This is a genomic window from Rhodococcus sp. NPDC057135 (assembly GCF_042670865.1).
In the GTDB taxonomy this organism is placed as follows: Bacteria; Actinomycetota; Actinomycetes; order Mycobacteriales; family Mycobacteriaceae; genus Rhodococcus_F.
This window is the reverse complement of record NZ_JBHUUU010000004.1, coordinates 14,724-29,775: the sequence shown is the minus strand read 5'-3', so window position 1 is coordinate 29,775 and position 15,052 is coordinate 14,724. Positions and strand designations below refer to the sequence as shown.

13 protein-coding genes, 4 tRNA genes and 1 riboswitch are annotated in these 15,052 nt (G+C 61.7%); of the genes, 13 read left to right on the top strand and 4 right to left on the bottom strand.

The window, feature by feature from the left end:
- Positions 1–147: 147 nt before the first annotated feature.
- Together ACFT1A_RS08195 and ACFT1A_RS08190 are read left to right on the top strand one after the other, a co-directional pair.
- Positions 148–402, top strand: coding sequence for a hypothetical protein (locus ACFT1A_RS08195; protein ID WP_378446569.1), 255 nt, complete (start codon positions 148–150; stop codon positions 400–402).
- A gap of 62 nt (positions 403–464) precedes the next feature.
- Complete coding sequence (locus tag ACFT1A_RS08190; protein ID WP_378446568.1) at positions 465–1,316, top strand: alpha/beta fold hydrolase; 852 nt, start codon at positions 465–467, stop codon at positions 1,314–1,316.
- A 73-nt stretch (positions 1,317–1,389) separates the two neighbouring features.
- On the opposite strand, the gene ACFT1A_RS08185 is transcribed toward ACFT1A_RS08190, so the two are convergent.
- The 3 genes from ACFT1A_RS08185 to ACFT1A_RS08175 all read right to left on the bottom strand — a co-directional run bounded on the left by ACFT1A_RS08185 (position 1,390) and on the right by ACFT1A_RS08175 (position 3,360).
- Positions 1,390–1,462: transfer RNA gene (locus tag ACFT1A_RS08185), tRNA-Lys, on the bottom strand.
- A gap of 12 nt (positions 1,463–1,474) precedes the next feature.
- The gene (locus tag ACFT1A_RS08180) at positions 1,475–2,866 is read right to left on the bottom strand and encodes an MFS transporter (RefSeq protein ID WP_378446567.1); all 1,392 of its coding nucleotides are present in this window, start codon (positions 2,864–2,866) and stop codon (positions 1,475–1,477) included.
- On the bottom strand, positions 2,863–3,360 hold the full coding sequence (locus tag ACFT1A_RS08175) for a MarR family winged helix-turn-helix transcriptional regulator (RefSeq protein WP_378446566.1): 498 nt from the start codon (positions 3,358–3,360) through the stop codon (positions 2,863–2,865). The genes ACFT1A_RS08180 and ACFT1A_RS08175 overlap by 4 nt, the downstream gene beginning before the upstream one ends.
- A gap of 406 nt (positions 3,361–3,766) precedes the next feature.
- Here ACFT1A_RS08175 and ACFT1A_RS08170 point away from each other — a divergent pair, with 406 nt between their 5' ends.
- The 10 genes from ACFT1A_RS08170 to ACFT1A_RS08125 all read left to right on the top strand — a co-directional run bounded on the left by ACFT1A_RS08170 (position 3,767) and on the right by ACFT1A_RS08125 (position 13,398).
- Positions 3,767–4,420 carry a TetR family transcriptional regulator gene (locus ACFT1A_RS08170; protein ID WP_378446565.1) on the top strand — a complete coding sequence of 218 codons (654 nt, stop codon included), beginning with the start codon at positions 3,767–3,769 and terminating at the stop codon, positions 4,418–4,420.
- Positions 4,421–4,532: 112 nt separating this feature from the next.
- Positions 4,533–4,605, top strand: a tRNA-Glu gene (locus ACFT1A_RS08165).
- 135 nt (positions 4,606–4,740) lie between these two features.
- Positions 4,741–4,814: transfer RNA gene (locus tag ACFT1A_RS08160), tRNA-Asp, on the top strand.
- Positions 4,815–4,884: 70 nt separating this feature from the next.
- Positions 4,885–4,961 (top strand) — tRNA-Phe (locus ACFT1A_RS08155).
- Between the two features lie 242 nt (positions 4,962–5,203).
- Positions 5,204–6,832, top strand: coding sequence for an ABC transporter substrate-binding protein (locus ACFT1A_RS08150; RefSeq protein WP_378446564.1), 1,629 nt, complete (start codon positions 5,204–5,206; stop codon positions 6,830–6,832).
- A gap of 183 nt (positions 6,833–7,015) precedes the next feature.
- Positions 7,016–7,111: riboswitch (SAM riboswitch) on the top strand.
- A gap of 4 nt (positions 7,112–7,115) precedes the next feature.
- Positions 7,116–8,195: an LLM class flavin-dependent oxidoreductase gene (locus ACFT1A_RS08145; RefSeq protein ID WP_378446563.1), complete on the top strand. Its 1,080-nt coding sequence runs from the start codon at positions 7,116–7,118 to the stop codon at positions 8,193–8,195.
- Positions 8,196–8,224: 29 nt separating this feature from the next.
- The gene (locus ACFT1A_RS08140) at positions 8,225–9,619 is read left to right on the top strand and encodes an NtaA/DmoA family FMN-dependent monooxygenase (protein ID WP_378446562.1); all 1,395 of its coding nucleotides are present in this window, start codon (positions 8,225–8,227) and stop codon (positions 9,617–9,619) included.
- Positions 9,620–9,676: 57 nt separating this feature from the next.
- Positions 9,677–11,050, top strand: a complete 1,374-nt coding sequence (locus ACFT1A_RS08135) for an MFS transporter (protein ID WP_378446561.1) — start codon at positions 9,677–9,679, stop codon at positions 11,048–11,050.
- 224 nt (positions 11,051–11,274) lie between these two features.
- A complete protein-coding gene (gene ftsW, locus ACFT1A_RS08130; protein ID WP_378446953.1) occupies positions 11,275–12,651 on the top strand; it encodes a putative lipid II flippase FtsW in 1,377 nt (458 codons plus the stop codon).
- 114 nt (positions 12,652–12,765) lie between these two features.
- Positions 12,766–13,398: a TetR family transcriptional regulator gene (locus tag ACFT1A_RS08125; RefSeq protein ID WP_378446560.1), complete on the top strand. Its 633-nt coding sequence runs from the start codon at positions 12,766–12,768 to the stop codon at positions 13,396–13,398.
- A 3-nt stretch (positions 13,399–13,401) separates the two neighbouring features.
- Here ACFT1A_RS08125 and ACFT1A_RS08120 read toward each other — a convergent pair whose 3' ends face one another.
- Entirely contained in the window at positions 13,402–14,160 is a 759-nt protein-coding gene (locus ACFT1A_RS08120) for an SDR family NAD(P)-dependent oxidoreductase (protein ID WP_378446559.1), read from the bottom strand.
- Positions 14,161–14,291: 131 nt separating this feature from the next.
- On the opposite strand from ACFT1A_RS08120, the gene ACFT1A_RS08115 reads away from it, so the two are divergent.
- Positions 14,292–15,047 carry a VIT family protein gene (locus ACFT1A_RS08115; RefSeq protein ID WP_378446558.1) on the top strand — a complete coding sequence of 252 codons (756 nt, stop codon included), beginning with the start codon at positions 14,292–14,294 and terminating at the stop codon, positions 15,045–15,047.
- Positions 15,048–15,052: the final 5 nt, after the last annotated feature.

Sequence of the window (15,052 nt, the reverse complement as noted above, 5' to 3'; positions counted from 1 at the left end):
ACTTTTGTTGTCGACTGTTCAGATGCTGGTGAGCAGAAGGATCGCGGCCGGCCACCCTGACTGCATATCGTCGACACCCAGCGTGTTCCTTCGGTGCGCGCACCTGTTCAGCATCTGGAGTGGACCCGTGTCGAAGTGGCAGTACGCATGAAGATTTCGAAGAAGATGGCGCTGGTCGTTGTGGCTGCATTCGCCCTGGCGTTGGGGTCGGCGCAAGTCGGAACTGCCCGGGCGGACACGCCCGTCAGGGTGAGCGTGGCCGGCCAGGTAGTGAGCGCTGGGCATTTCGAGCAGGTGCGGCGCCCCAACCGATGTGTGAAGGCCGCGCCGGGCAAGCCGAAACCGAGCGAGCAGAAGTCCACGAATCGCAGTGGGCGTCGAGGTGGTGGGGGATGCTTCTGACCTCGTCGGCCGCATTCGAAGGTTACGTCCCGAAAATCTGAAACACGTTCTAGTGTCGGATCATGGACGTGACTTATGAGGGGACCAAACGGGAAGTAGCTACCGACAAGGGCACCGTGCGCTACCACGAGGCAGGTGACGGCCCGCCGTTGATCCTGTTGCACGGCTCGGGGATCGGCGTGAGTGGTTGGCGGAACTACCGGGGGAACCTCGAGGTGTTCGCGAAGCATTTTCACTGCTACATCCTGGAGTTCCCAGGGTTCGGCGTGAGCGATCCCGTTGACGGTCATCCGGTTCTCACGGCAGCTTCGTCGGTGATCCGGTTCATGGACGCGCTGGGAATCGAGTCGGCCGCGATGATCGGCAATTCGATGGGTGGGGTAGTCGGCGTCAACGTCGCAATGAGGTTTCCCGATCGCGTCCGCAAGTTGGTGACCATCGGTGGCATCGGTCCGAACATCTTCAGTCAGAACCCGAGTGAAGGCACGCGACTCCTGCAGGACTTCGCCGACGGTCCCAGTCGCGAGAAGTTGGTTCGCTGGCTCGAGTGCATGGTCTACGACAAAGCCGTGATCACCGAGGAGCGGATCGAGGAGCGGTGGGAAACGGCCAACGACCCGGCCTCGCACCAGGCATTGTCGGCGATGTACGGGTCCAAAGCCTTTGCCGCTCAGCAGCAGATGATGGCGAACTCGGATGCACCGCCCTACTGGTCGATGATGCACAAGGTGAAGTGCCCGACCTTGTTGACGTGGGGGCTCGATGATCGGCAGTGCCCACCGGACATGCCGATGATTCCGATGCGACTGATGCCGAACGCCGAACTGCACGTCTTCCCGAACTGCGGGCACTGGGTGATGATCGAAGCCAAGCAGGCATTCGAGCGGGTGACTCTCGAGTTCCTTCTTCGATGACCTGTTCAGGTAATCGAGTGGTACGAATGCACAAGACCCGGCGCCTCGGAATGAGGTGCCGGGTCTGCGTTTGTGCCCCCAGTAGGACTCGAACCTACGACCTGCGGATTAAAAGTCCGTAGCTCTACCAACTGAGCTATAGGGGCGCGGCGCAGAGTCTAACGGGACCGCAGGGTTCGTGAAAACACCACCCCCACCAGAAGTGCAATTCCGATGATGGCGATGGTCCCACCAGTGCGATGCAGGCCCGCGTCGTCGACGGTTCCGCGCATGGTCAGCTCGATGACGACGGCAGCAAGATTGGCGCCGATGTACTGGATTGTTCGGTACAGGCCGATCGCCGTCCCGACGTCAGCGGAGGTGGTCACCGAATTGATCAGGTTCTGGTTTCCCATGTTGTTGAAGCCGTTGGGAATGCCCAGGATCGCCGCAATCAGCAGGAGGGCCACCAGTGGAGTCGAGCTCGATTCGACAAAGGCGATCAGAACCCCGCCGACCGCCAAGGCGGCGGTCCCGATCAGCAGGGTGACCCGTGCGCCGAATTTCCCGTACACCCTCGATGCGGACATGGTCGCGAAGATCCCGACCGCAGCGACGGGGAGCATGAAGAGCCCCGCGCTGATCGGTGACATTCCGCGGGCCACCTGCAGCCACTGGGGGAGTCCGAAGAAAATGCAGTAGAACGCCGTGTAGGTCAGCAGGGTCCGGCCGAGAGTCATGCTCAACGCGCGGTTTCGAGCGACAGCTCGGACGTCGATGAACGCCGAGGCGGTTCGACGTTCCCACCAGACGAACAGGAACGCGAAGAGAGCGGTCGATGGGAGGAGGTACCACTTCGTGTGCTCGGCGAGAGATAGGAGAAAGAGCATCGTCGACGTCGTCAGTGCCAGAAACAGGGCGATACCGAATGGGTCGAGAGACTTGAACAACGCAGCGGCACCGGCGCGGTCGGGTAGGGCGGAGTCGCTCGGAGCGGCGACGAGGACCCATATCGCAGTGACGACGACAAGTGGGAGGTTCACCCACATGATCGACTGCCACCCGAGTGTGCCGACCAGCAACCCACCGAGAGTAGGACCCAGCGCGACAACCGATTGTGCGCAAATGGTGAGTGTTGCGATGGCTGAACGGGTTTGAGCCCGGTGGCGATCGGCGTATTCACGGATGACGGTCATTGCATTCGGATACTGTGTCGCCGTGCCGATTCCGAGCAGGATTCGTGCGGCGATCAGCCAACCCAGTGACGGAGCGAGTGAGCCGAGGATCGATCCGGCAGCGATCAGACCCAACCCGGCGAGGTAGACGCGTTTGGCGCCGAGAATCGATCCGAGTCGCCCGGCAGCCGGGGCCGTGACCGCAGTCGCGATGTACAGGGCCGAAATCACCCAGGCCGTGCCGGAACTCGAACCGAAGTAGGTGGCGATCGGGACGATTGCCACCGCAATCATCGACGAGTTCAGTGCCTGAAGAACGGTTCCCGAACCGAGAGCAAGACTCAGCTTCAGTGGAACGGAGGTTTGGGGTGTCGACGTTTCGACGACGGCGGTCACGGGTTCATCAGTGACTCCTCTGACGTGGATACGGATGTTGATGCTGGGGGCGCGTCCTGGCCGAGCTTGCGCAGGATGCGGCCGGCGATCAGCAGCAAGTCACGCTCGGCTTCGGTGCACTCGGCGTCGATGACCTCGGCCAACCACGCTGTGCGTTTCGTTCGGTCTTCGTGGAGGGTTGATGACCCGAGTTCGGTCATCGTGACCAGGACCGCGCGACCGTCCGATGGATCCGAACTGCGTGTCACCATCCCCTGCTCTTCGAGTGCGGTCACCGTCTTTGCGATGGATTGCGGCGTGACTCGCTCGAATTGTGCCAACGCTCTTGCGGTCAACGGGCCTTGTCGATCGAGGTGGCCGAGGGCCTGGATCTGGCTGGGCGTGAGTTTGTGGTCGTTGCGTTTGGTGCGGAGTCGCCGGACGAAGGCGCCCAGATCATCCCAAAGTACGTCGATGTCGTCTCGGGCTTCACGGGGATCCTTACCTACGTTCATTTAGACAGTCTAACTGTGTTGTTTCAATGCTTCCAGTGCTGTTTCGCCGAAAAATAGGGAATAAACAATCGCTTTGGTTGTTTAAAGCAGTGGGACTCCACTGACTTGGCCGGCGAAGTGGTTCCGCCCGAATGGTCGGATTGTCGACGTCGCGGGCAGTAAAAAGCTCGGATGCGCACCCCCTGTGCCGCACCCGAGCGGCCAAAACCATACCACTTGGTGTCCTTTGGGCATAAAGTCGGTTGTTGTCCCCTGAACAGCCGATTGCGTCTAGTACTTTTGGCGGGTATCGCTCTAGTCCTTACGTAGGGTGCGCTGGAGGGGATACTGTGAAGTTTCGGGGGGATGACAGGCGCCGATCACGGCGATTCTGCGTACCAACTCTGCGAGAGGCACAACACCGTAAATGGCACGTCAACAAGAGCGTGCGCGGCGTACCCGCGCCGCCCTGGTCGAAGCGGCTGCAGTCGAATTCGCCAAGCGCGGCTATGCAGCCGCGTCGGTGAACACGATCCTCGAGGGCTCCCGCGCCACCAAAGGCGCCATGTATTTCCATTTCCAGTCCAAGGAGGAGTTGGCGCGAGCAGTTCTGACCTCGGCCATCGAAACCTTCACTGGAATCACTGATCGTTGGGCCAAGAGAACAGACCTCGATCCATTCGTTGCATTGCACGGTCTCGTGCTCGACATTGCCGAAGTCTTTCGTGCCGAGGTAATCGTGCAGGCGGAATTCCGGCTGATCATCGAGCCCGAGTTCTATCAGGATGTGCAATCGGGTGGCGGGCAGGTCTGGGGTAAGACCGCCTACGAGTTGGCGGTGCGTGCCAAGGACGACGGATTGCTGCGAGAAGATGCCGACCCGGTCAAATTCACACGCGTACTGGCGGCGAGCCTTGCGGGTCAGCGGTACATGGCAGACCTGATTGCCTCCAGCGGGGATCTGGGCGAGTGGTTCGAGGAGTCTCTCGAAGTAGTCCTCGAAGCCATGGCTACGCCGCAGTGGTTGGAGACGTTCCATCGTGACGGGTGGCCCCAAGTGGAGTTCCCTGACACTGAATAGTGCACTTTTCTGCCCGTGAACAGGCGATTTGTGATTTCCGAATGCCGTGCCATAAGCTATCCAAGCTCCCAACGGAACGCCGTTGGGGTACTAGTTCGGAGAGATCCGGCGGGCCCCCTTCGTCTAGCGGCCTAGGACGCCGCCCTTTCAAGGCGGTAGCGCGGGTTCGAATCCCGTAGGGGGTACGTTTTGCGAAAGCAAAACGATGCAGTATGGTTTGACCCGCACGACACGCTTTGAGATGCACAAATGCCAGGCCAGGACAGTGGTTTGGGAGCGGCTCGAAGATGTAGTACGGTTTCACAGCAAGGAAAAAGCAAGGCCCTGTGGCGCAGTTGGTTAGCGCGCCGCCCTGTCACGGCGGAGGTCGCGGGTTCGAGTCCCGTCAGGGTCGCAAAGCGTTGTTCTCAGTCACTTGATTGAGAACAACGCAATGCGATAGGCATTCGGTTCGGGTGCCGTCCGGCCAGGTAGCTCAGTTGGTACGAGCGTCCGCCTGAAAAGCGGAAGGTCGCCGGTTCGATCCCGGCCCTGGCCACCATAATTCTTTTCGACAAGCTCCAACTTCGATGTTCTTCGAACATGAGGTTGGAGCTTTTTCGTGTTCGGATATCAGTCGCCGTAAACCGCTCGGCTCGATCATCTGAGTTATACGCATTCTTTGTCTCCGTGAATGATTCCGGTGACCGGGAACGTGCTGCGCGTCACTCCGTCAAGAACCTCACTATTAGCCGGTTGCGGCCGATCCCTGGCCGCGTCTACTGGAAGTGAGGTGGAATCTCCGTGTCGCACTCGAGATCTTGGCCTATCGGGAAAGTCAGCCGTGTCGCCGTGGCACTGATCGGTGCCGGTGTCCTGTTGGTGGGCTGCGCGAGCAGCAATGACGACAGCGGTACCGACACGACGACCGCGTCGGGAGACATCGTGACCGGCATGGTCAACGAGCAGCCTGATCCGGGGAGCGCTGTCGCCGGCGGGACCATGACGTACGGCGTGCAGGTGCTCGTTCCCTCTCTCGACCCGACCAAGACTGCCGCTCGCGGCGGTTCCGGCGGTGAGGCCTTCGCTGCTGTGTACGACGTCTTGATGAGGTACGACACTGCGAGCGGCGAGTTCGAGCCCAAGATGGCTGAATCGCTCGAGACAGCTGACGACGGAGCCACCTGGACGCTGAAACTTCGCGACGGTGTGAAGTTCAGTGACGGCACTGCGCTCGATGCCAACGCGGTGATCGCGAGTATTGATCGGTACAACGCAGGCAAGGGCAATGGCGCCGAGCTCTGGCTGGCTTCGGTGGAATCGGCGCAGGCAAGCGATCCGACGACGGTCCTCTTCAAATTGAAGACGCCGTGGACGCGTTTTCCGTCGATGCTCGCTCTCGGACACGGGATGATCGTCGCCCCGAGTTCGCAGCAGGGCGACAAGTTCACCGCCGTCGGAGCCGGACCCTTCACCGAAGATGTCTTCACACCGAGCGTCGAGCGAATCTTCAAGGCCAACCCGTCCTACTACGGCGGCGCTCCCAAGCTTGACAAGTTGCGGATGGTTGCGCTCAACGGTCCGCAGGCCAATCTCGAATCATTGAACAGCGGTCAGCTCGACGTCGCTTACATTCGCGGCCTCACGTCGGCGATCAATTCCGCCAAGTCCGCTGGCTACCCCGGCTACATCGACGTGCTCAATGCCGGTAGTGCCGAGATTATCAACAACCGTGAGGGCCGGCCGGGCTCGGATGTTCGCGTCCGTCAGGCTATCGGCTACGCGCTCGACACCACGTTGATCGATCAGCGAGTGGAGAACGGTGAAGGACTGCCGGGCTCGGAGTTGTTCGGTCCGACGTCGCAATGGCATGTAGACACCCCAGGTATCGCCTATGACCCGGAAAAAGCGAAGGAACTTCTGAACCAGGCAAAGGCAGACGGATACGACGGCACTCTCGACTACATCGTCCTCAGTGAGCCGAAGGACCACGCGATCGGGCTCGCCGTGCAGTCACTGTTGCAGGCCGTCGGGTTCGAGGTGAACTTGATTCTGGCCAACAACGCCGGCGACATCGTGCAGAACGTCTACGTCAAGCACGATTTCGACCTCGCGCACGCGGGTATCGGAATGTACGAGTCGATTCTCGATCTCGGATTGTTCTCCACGACCAACAGCACCTCGATGGCGAACACGGCTGGATACGCCAACCCTGCCATGGATCAGCTGATCGCAGATCTCCAACAGTCCAAGGACAATTCGTCGACTCTGGCGGTCATCGGCAAGATTCAGACGCTGTGGAACGAGACGGTTCCGTCGGCGCCGATCGGCGGGCTGACGTCGTTCTGGGCTTGGCAGAAGAACGTACACGGCGTCGTTCCCACAGCCACGGGAATCATGCTGTTCGACCAGGCCTGGCTGGGCGCGAAGTAGATCAACTGCTGCCCTCCAGACGAGCCCCGTCCGACGTCAGTCGGGCGGGGCTCTTTCGTTTCGGCGTCAAGCAGCGTTGACGCAACCCTTTCGATCAGTGTGATTGTATTGAAATATGTTGTAGGTCAATATGATTCGTCAAGTGCGATTTGACTTGTCCAGTGTGGCCCGCATAGATTGCATCCACCATCCAGAGTGGCTGAGAGACCTGGCTCGATGATGCCGCAGCAACCCGCTACCTAATCGCAGTGTGGGTGCTACCGCCAGGACCGATGGAGGACACATGACTGTATTTGCCGTGGGTATCGAACTGGACGGCGAGGGTACTCACCCCGCTGCCTGGCGCCGGAGCTCGCACCGCCCGGACCAGCTGCTCACGGGTAAGACCGTGCGCGATCGCGTCGCGGCTGCCGAGAATGCCGGCTTCACGTTCGCGACGTTCGACGATTCCATCCTTCCTCCGAGCGGTGACGTGGTCGGCCGTATCGACGCAGTCTCGAGGGCGTCGTACGTGGCGGCGACGACCAGCACGATCGGGCTGGTCCCCGTCGTCGGGACCACATATGCCGAACCATTCCATACCTCTTCGCAATTGGCGACGCTCGACTACTCCTCCCGCGGCCGCGGCGGCTGGCTTGCCGTTCCGGTCGAGGACGACGCTGCGGCGAGGGCGTGGGGGAGAACTCCGGTGACAACGGAGTCGGCGCGTCAGCAGGAGCAGCGGGATTCGGTCACCGTCGTGACCGATCTCTGGGACTCGTGGGAGGACGACGCCGTCGTCCGTGACTATCTCAGTGGACGGTTCCTCGAGCGTGATCGTCTGCATTACGTCAACTTCGAGGGCGACACGTTCTCGGTGAAGGGGCCGGCAATCGTTCCGCGGCCGCCGCAAGGCCAGTTGGTGGTCTTCGGCCGCTACGGCGCCGTCGAACCACACCAGGCGGATGTTGTTCTCGTGTCCGGTGATTCGGTGGAGACCATCGCACAGTCGGCTGCCAAGGCGCGCGATGAGGGCGCGTCATTGGTGGTCGCCGAGGTCGATGTGGCTTTCGATACGCCGAATCTGTCTGCGGCGCAGCGGCTGACCGAGCTGAACTCGCACGGGGAAGCCGTCGACAGTGGTCGACTGCTCCTGGCTGCAGATCCGGGGGAGGCGGCCGCAGTTCTGAAAGAGTTGGCCGGGCACCTCGACGGTGTTCATTTCCACGCTCTCGTGATCGACGAGGACCTTCCGGTGCTGGCCAAGCTCGTGCTTCCGGGGTTGTCCAAGGCCGGGTTGACGCGGCGCCCCGTTCCGGGCTCGACGCTGAGGGGCAACCTCGGCCTGCAGCGGCCCGCAAATCGATTCGCCCACTCTTCCTGACTTGAATTCGCGCTAAGGATATTTCGGCTATGACTGCATCACGCTCCGCCGTGCCTCGACCCGACGCTCACGTTCACTTCGGCGTCTTCTTCCAAGGGGTCAACCACACCACCATCTGGTCCGATTCCGCCAGCGGATCCCAGATCGACTTCGAGACGTTTCGGCGATTGGTACTCACCGCCGAGCGAGGTCTGTTCGACGCATTCTTCCTCGGTGAGGGCCTTCGCCTTCGCGAGCAGAACGGCAAGATTCTCGATCTGGATATCGCCGGCCGCCCGGACGCAATAGCGCAGTTGGCCGCCCTCGCCGGTATCACCGACAAGATCGGGTTGGTCGCGACACAGAACACCACGTACAACGAACCGGCCGACCTCGCACGTCGACTCTCCGGCCTCGACCTACTTTCCGACGGACGGGCCGGCTGGAATGCGGTGACCACCGACAATGCGTGGACGGGAGAGAACTTCCGTCGCGGTGGTTTCCTCGACCACTCCCTGCGCTACGAGCGTGCCGGGCAGTTCATCGAAACTGCTCGGGCACTGTGGGATTCGTGGGCGGACGACGCGATCTCGGATTCTCGTACGTCCGAGAACTGGTCTACTCCGGGAGCCGTCGGCGACGTGCGCAGGCAGACTTCGCAGTTCGACATCTCCGTGACGCCGACGCTTCCCCGAAGCCGCCAGGGGCATCCGGTCATCTTCCAAGCGGGTGATTCGCCGAGTGGACGCGATTTCGCGGCGACGCATGCCGACGTCATCTTCTCGCGACACGGGACACACTTCGACGGCGCGCTCGACTTCGCCGAAGACATTCGGGCTCGGTTGCGTAGAGTCGGGCGACCGGCGGACGACGTCAAGATCTTGCCCAGCACGCAGATCGTGTTGGCGGAGAACGAGTCCGAGGTCGAGGAGAAGGCCCGGTGGGTCCTCGAAGGTCAGTTCACCGGCCAGACTGCCCTCTCTCTCGTCGGACTGGTGTGGGGTAAGGACCTTTCGGATCGAGACCCGGACGGTCCACTCCCCGAGGAAGATCCGGTTGCCCGCCCGGTTTCGGAGACACGCGGTTCAGCACGAGACGGCAACGACCCCATTGCGATTGCACGTGAATGGCGCGCTCTCGCGGAGGCAAAGAATCTGTCTTTGCGTCAGGTCGCCATAGAGACCTCGCAGCGTTCGGGTTTTGCGGGCACTCCGGGGCAGGTCGCAGATCAGTTGGTCCATTGGGTGCGCAACGGAGCTTCGGACGGCTTCAACATCTCGCCGTATCTGGTGCCGACCGGGCTCGACGAGATCGTCGACTGGTTGATCCCGGAACTGCAGGAGCGTGGGGCGTACCGCACCGAGTACTCCACGTCGACGCTGCGGGAGCACCTTGGGCTGCGACCGCCGCTCACGCGTCGGGCTTCCCACGAAGCTGCGGGGTAGCGGGTCCTGTCCCACACAGTCACAGCGGCGGCCGAATCCACCAAGCTCGATTCGGCCGTGCGCTGGGAGATTGTCGTTTGCGTAGCGGCGGGTTTCACCACTCTTCTCGATTCGGCGGTGCTCGGAATCGGGGTCCCGTCCATCCGGGCGTCGCTGGGCGCGTCGACCTCCGAGGTGCAGTGGATCCTCGCGAGTTATTCGCTGACTTTCGGCTTGGCTCTGGTGCCGGCGGGCCGACTCGGTGACGTCGTCGGGCGTCGACGCTTGTTCTTGGCGGGTCTGAGCATTTTCGCGGTGATGGGAATCCTCGGAGCGTGTGCGTCGGACCCGTCGATGATCGTTTCGGCTCGGCTGGGGCAAGGGATCGGTGCAGGCACCATCAGTTCGCAAGTGCTCGGCATCATCACCGACCGGGTGTCCGGAAAGGCTCGGGCGAAGGCGTTGGGCGCGTACAGCACCGCGGGTGGTCTGGCCGGCGTTTCCGGACCGATCCTCGGTGGCGTACTGCTGAAGTATTCCGACGCCGACTTCGGATGGCGGCTGCTCCTGATTCTCAACGTGCCGTTTGCCGTGGTCACACTGATTCTGGCGTTTCGCTTTCTGCGCCGTGATCGAACCACCCGATCCGGCGCGTCGATAGATCCGGTGGGGTTGTGCCTGCTGGCGGCTACGACCGGGCTCCTGTTGTGGCCCATCGTGACCCGAACGAGTGTCACGGTGGCCGCGGCTTTCCTGATCGGTGCGTTCGGCGCTGCTGTCGCCTTCTGGTTCTGGGAACGTCGGTACGCCGCCCGCGGTGGCACACCCGTGCTACTTCCGTCTTTGATCGCCTCGCGGGGATTTCGACTCGGTACGACCGTTGCACTCTTCTGGTTCGGATCCATACTTGCCGTCAACGCGGTGCTCAGCCTCTATCTGATCGAAGGTTTGGGCTTCGCGCCGCTGAGTGCGGCGTTGATCATGACCGGCAGCTCGCTCGCGATGGCACTGACGTCGGCCTACGGATGGCGGCTGGTTGCCCGGTTCGGCCGTAGTGCGGTCGTTGTTGCGATAGTCGGCGAGATCCTTGTCATCCTCGGCTACATCGCGGCGGTCAATCTGATTCCCCGCGAACACCTCATCCCGGTGCTGGTCGTCCTGGCGGTGTTGTCCGGTGTAGCCAGTGGCTGCGTCGACGCACCCAATCGGGTGCTGACACTCGAATACGCACCGGCGGGCGCGAACGGAGTTGCAGCGGGCTTCCTTCAACTGTCGCAGCGCTTGTCGGCGACCATCTCCCTGGCCGCGGTATCGGGGTTGTATCTCGGTGTGCTCGGGTCATCGACCGAGGGATATGGACGTGCGTTCGGGTTCGCGCTGGCCGTCTGCGTCGTCATGTTGACGCTCTCGTTGGCGGGAGCGGTGGCCGACAGCCGTCGACGAAGGACGTGAACTGGCATTTCGGGGGTCTTCAAGGTTCGTCGGAGGCAGAGCTCGTGTGACTCGTGGGACTTGTGTTACCCGTGGGTTAGGAGTCGTGGGACGATACTTGTGTGGTGACCGGTCGCAGTGAAGACAAGCCCAACGGTCGCGGGAGTGGAGAGCCAGTTAACTCACCCCGCGGATCGTCGGACAAACGCGACCGCACATCGACGCCCTTTCGCGCTCGAACGGCGATGTGGACGAATCGGCCACTGTTCGATTTCCACATGATCGTCGGTCTGGTCGTGCTGATCGTCGCGTTCGGACTACTGATGGTGCTTTCTTCTTCGGGCGTCGAGTCCTACGTTCTGTCCGGGACGTCGTACGCCCGATTCTGGCCGCAGTGCATGTTCGCAGCAATCGGTCTGGTGATGTTCGTGGCGGTCGTGCGCTTACCGACCGAAACGATGCGCAGAGCTTCGCCGTGGCTGCTGATCCTGTGTCTTGTTCTGCTTGTCCTGGTGCTGATTCCAGGTATCGGTTCCGAACAGATGGGTGCTCGCAGCTGGTTCGTGATCGCGGGCATTTCCTTCCAGCCGTCGGAGCTGGCCAAACTTGCCTTGGCGATCTGGTCGGCTGCGACAGTTGCGTCGTTCATGAACGCACGGATGGATGTCAACCGCGCATTGCCGGTGATCGGCGGTACGACGCTGCTCGTTCTGGTTCTGGTGGTGTTGGAGAAGGACCTCGGAACCACCATCACGATCGGCATCATCTTCATGTCGGTGCTGTGGTTCGGACTGTTCCGGATGAAGACGTTCATCAGCCTCACACTCGGTTCCGCCGTCGCGTTTCTGGTGCTCGGGCTTACTGCTGGTTACCGATCGGATCGCATCAAGGCGTTCCTGAATCCCGACCTCGACCCGCAGGGGTTGAACTTCCAGAGCACTCAGGCCAAGTACGCGTTGGCCAACGGCGGCATTTTCGGTCGCGGTCTCGGACAGTCCGACGCCAAGTGGAGCTACCTCCCGCAGGCACACAACGACTTCATTTTCGCCGTGATCGGTGAAGAACTGGGGCTGGTCGGCGCGCTGATTGTCGTAGCTCTCTTTGCCGCGGTACTGATCGTCGGGTTGCGGATCGCGAAGCGGTCCACCGATCCGTTCCTCAAAGTCATGACGGCGACGGCAACGACGTTGATCGTCGTCCAGGCATTCATCAACATCGCTTACGTGGTGGGCCTGATTCCGGTGACCGGTCTGCAATTACCGCTCATCTCGGCGGGCGGAACCTCGATGATCACGACTTTGCTGATGTTCGGGCTGATCGCTCATGCAGCCTTCCGTGAGCCCGAGGCGGTCGCCTCGGCCGAGAGCAGCGGTCGCGGTTGGATCCCGTTGGTCTTCGGCAAGCCTCGGTTCGGAGTTGCGAAGAAACCACAACCCGATCGACGTAGACCGCCTGCTCGTCGCGCCCAGCCTGCCCCTAGTGGTCAGCGCAGCCCGGAACGGCGAGCACCGCAACCCGACAAGCGCCGGACTCGCGCTCCGGGCAGGCGCGCACCGTCGCGTGACTGGTCGGAAGATCCACGCAGACGCGGCCGCTCAGATCGGCCCCGGCGAGCTTCCTGATCTCGGCCAGTTCCACTGGCGGGCAATTCGGAAGCGGGTAGTCATGCACCCGACAATTGCGTTGGGCGGCTACATTGGGAGTCGGCAAAACGACGTCTAATAAGGGTTGTGGACATGGCAGGTGGCGACAAGGCAGACCAGTCGGTGGTCGAACGTAGCTCGGTGACCGGACGTCGTACGACGCCGTCGCAGCGTGCGCGTTTTCGCCGGATTGTCGACGCCGCAATGGAATCCGCCTCCGAAGGCGGCTACGACGCGGTGCAGATGCGGTCGGTGGCAGATCGCGCCGGCGTCGCGATCGGCACTGTTTACCGGTATTTCCCGTCCAAGAACCACATGCTCGTCGTCGCATTGTTGTGGATGTTCGAGGGTTTGCGTGACAGATTCCAAGACTTTGTAATCCCGGGAGAGACTCCGTCGGACCGGATTCTGTTTGTGCTGCGCAAGAATACGGAGGTCCTCGAGACCGATCACCTCCGTTACGAAGCGTTGGTTCGGGCGTACATGTTCGCGGACGCGTCGGCGACTCCGGAACTCAACGCGCTCGGTGGGGTCGTGACCGAGATGTTCGCGAAGGCGATCGGCGTCGAGGAAGTCTCGCAACAGCAGTTGGATGCGGTGAAGGTCATCGACGACGTCTGGATGTCGAGTCTCGTCTCGTGGGTTGCCGGCCGGATGACGACGGACCAAGTGATGGCGCATCTCGAACTTGCAGTGCGACTGGTCTTTCGCAAGTTGGGCGGATAGTCCTCACACGGTGTAGCCGCCGTCGACGTTGAGCTTCTGGCCGCTGATGAATCCGGCGGCATCGCTTGCGAGGAAACATACGGCTTCAGCAATATCGGTTGCCGATCCGAAGCGCTTCAACGGGATTCGGCTCATGGTCACGTCGAGCGCGCTCTGATCGAGTTCGGCCGAGTTGATCAGTCGCTCGGCCATTCCGTCGGTCAACATGCCGGGGCCCACGGAGTTGAACCGGACGCCGTAGCGTCCTTCCTCTGCGGCGAATCCACGAACAAGTTGTTCGACAGCCCCTTTGGTACCTGCGGAGAGTCCGTCGCGCACGGGAAAACGATCCGTTGCCGCGGTCGTCACTGCTACCACCGAACCTGACGATGCACGCAGCGAAGGCAGAGCGGTGTGGACGAGTGTGAAGAACGCTGCGGCTTCCTGGTTCAGTTGTTCGGTGAAGAACGCCGGCGTCACGCGTGAGAGGTGCGTCATCGGGACGTGCGGTCCGGCAGCGTGGACCAGCGTCGTCAACCCGCCCAGATCACTGACCGCATCGCTCACGGCGGCGCTGATCGACAACTCGTCGGTGAGGTCGAGAGGGTACGAGTGGGCGCGCACTCCATGGGTTCGAATCTGCTCGCTCAGTTGCTCGGCGGCGTCCTTGTTGTTTCGGTAGGTGAAGGCGACGTCGTGTCCGCGTTCGGCGAGAGTCAAGGCGATCGCCGACCCGATTCCGCCGGATCCGCCGCTGACAAAAGCGGTGCGTGCTGCGCTCATAGTGCCTCCAGAGGTATGCCGATTCCCAACCTAGCAAATGCTTGGTTGGGGTGCCGTTCGGAATATATCACTGCGCGAAGGACAGGCTCAGATTGCTATCGCAACCGGACTGATCGTCCTAATCTGGGGCCATGTCCGGAGACAGTGTGCAGTTGACCGATGGGGCGCCCGGTGGGGAACCAGAACCCCATAGCTCGGAACCTCACGCACCCAGCTTGAACAATCGCCTGAACTGGCTACGTGCCGGTGTTCTGGGCGCAAACGACGGAATCGTCTCGACGGCAGGTCTCGTGGTCGGTGTTGCAGCAGCGACAACCGAGCGCTCCGCGATCTTCACGGCCGGCTTTGCAGGTCTGGTTGCCGGCGCTGTATCGATGGCGTTGGGCGAGTACGTCTCGGTCAGCGCTCAGCGGGATACCGAACGCGCACTCCTGCAGAAGGAGAAGAAGGAACTCCTCGAGACCCCGGAGGCTGAACTTCAGGAACTGACCGAGATCTACGAGAACAAGGGATTGAGTCCGGAGACGGCCCGCCGCGTCGCCGAAGAATTAACCGAGCACGACGCCTTCGCGGCGCACGTAGAAGTCGAATTGGGTATCGATCCAGACGATCTCACCAATCCGTGGCATGCAGCGATTTCGTCGGCAATCTCGTTCACGATCGGCGCGGCGATCCCGTTGGTTGCAATTCTGGTGCCGCCGACAGGCATCCGCGTCCCGATCGCATTTTTCGCGGTGCTGATCGCACTTGCACTGACGGGAACGATCAGCGCGGCGCTCGGCGGAGCCCGCAAGACCAGAGCGGTGCTACGAGTGGTGATCGGCGGCGCGCTCGCGATGGCAGTGACGTACGGGGTAGGTCAGTTGGTGGGTACGGGTCTCGCCTGACCCCT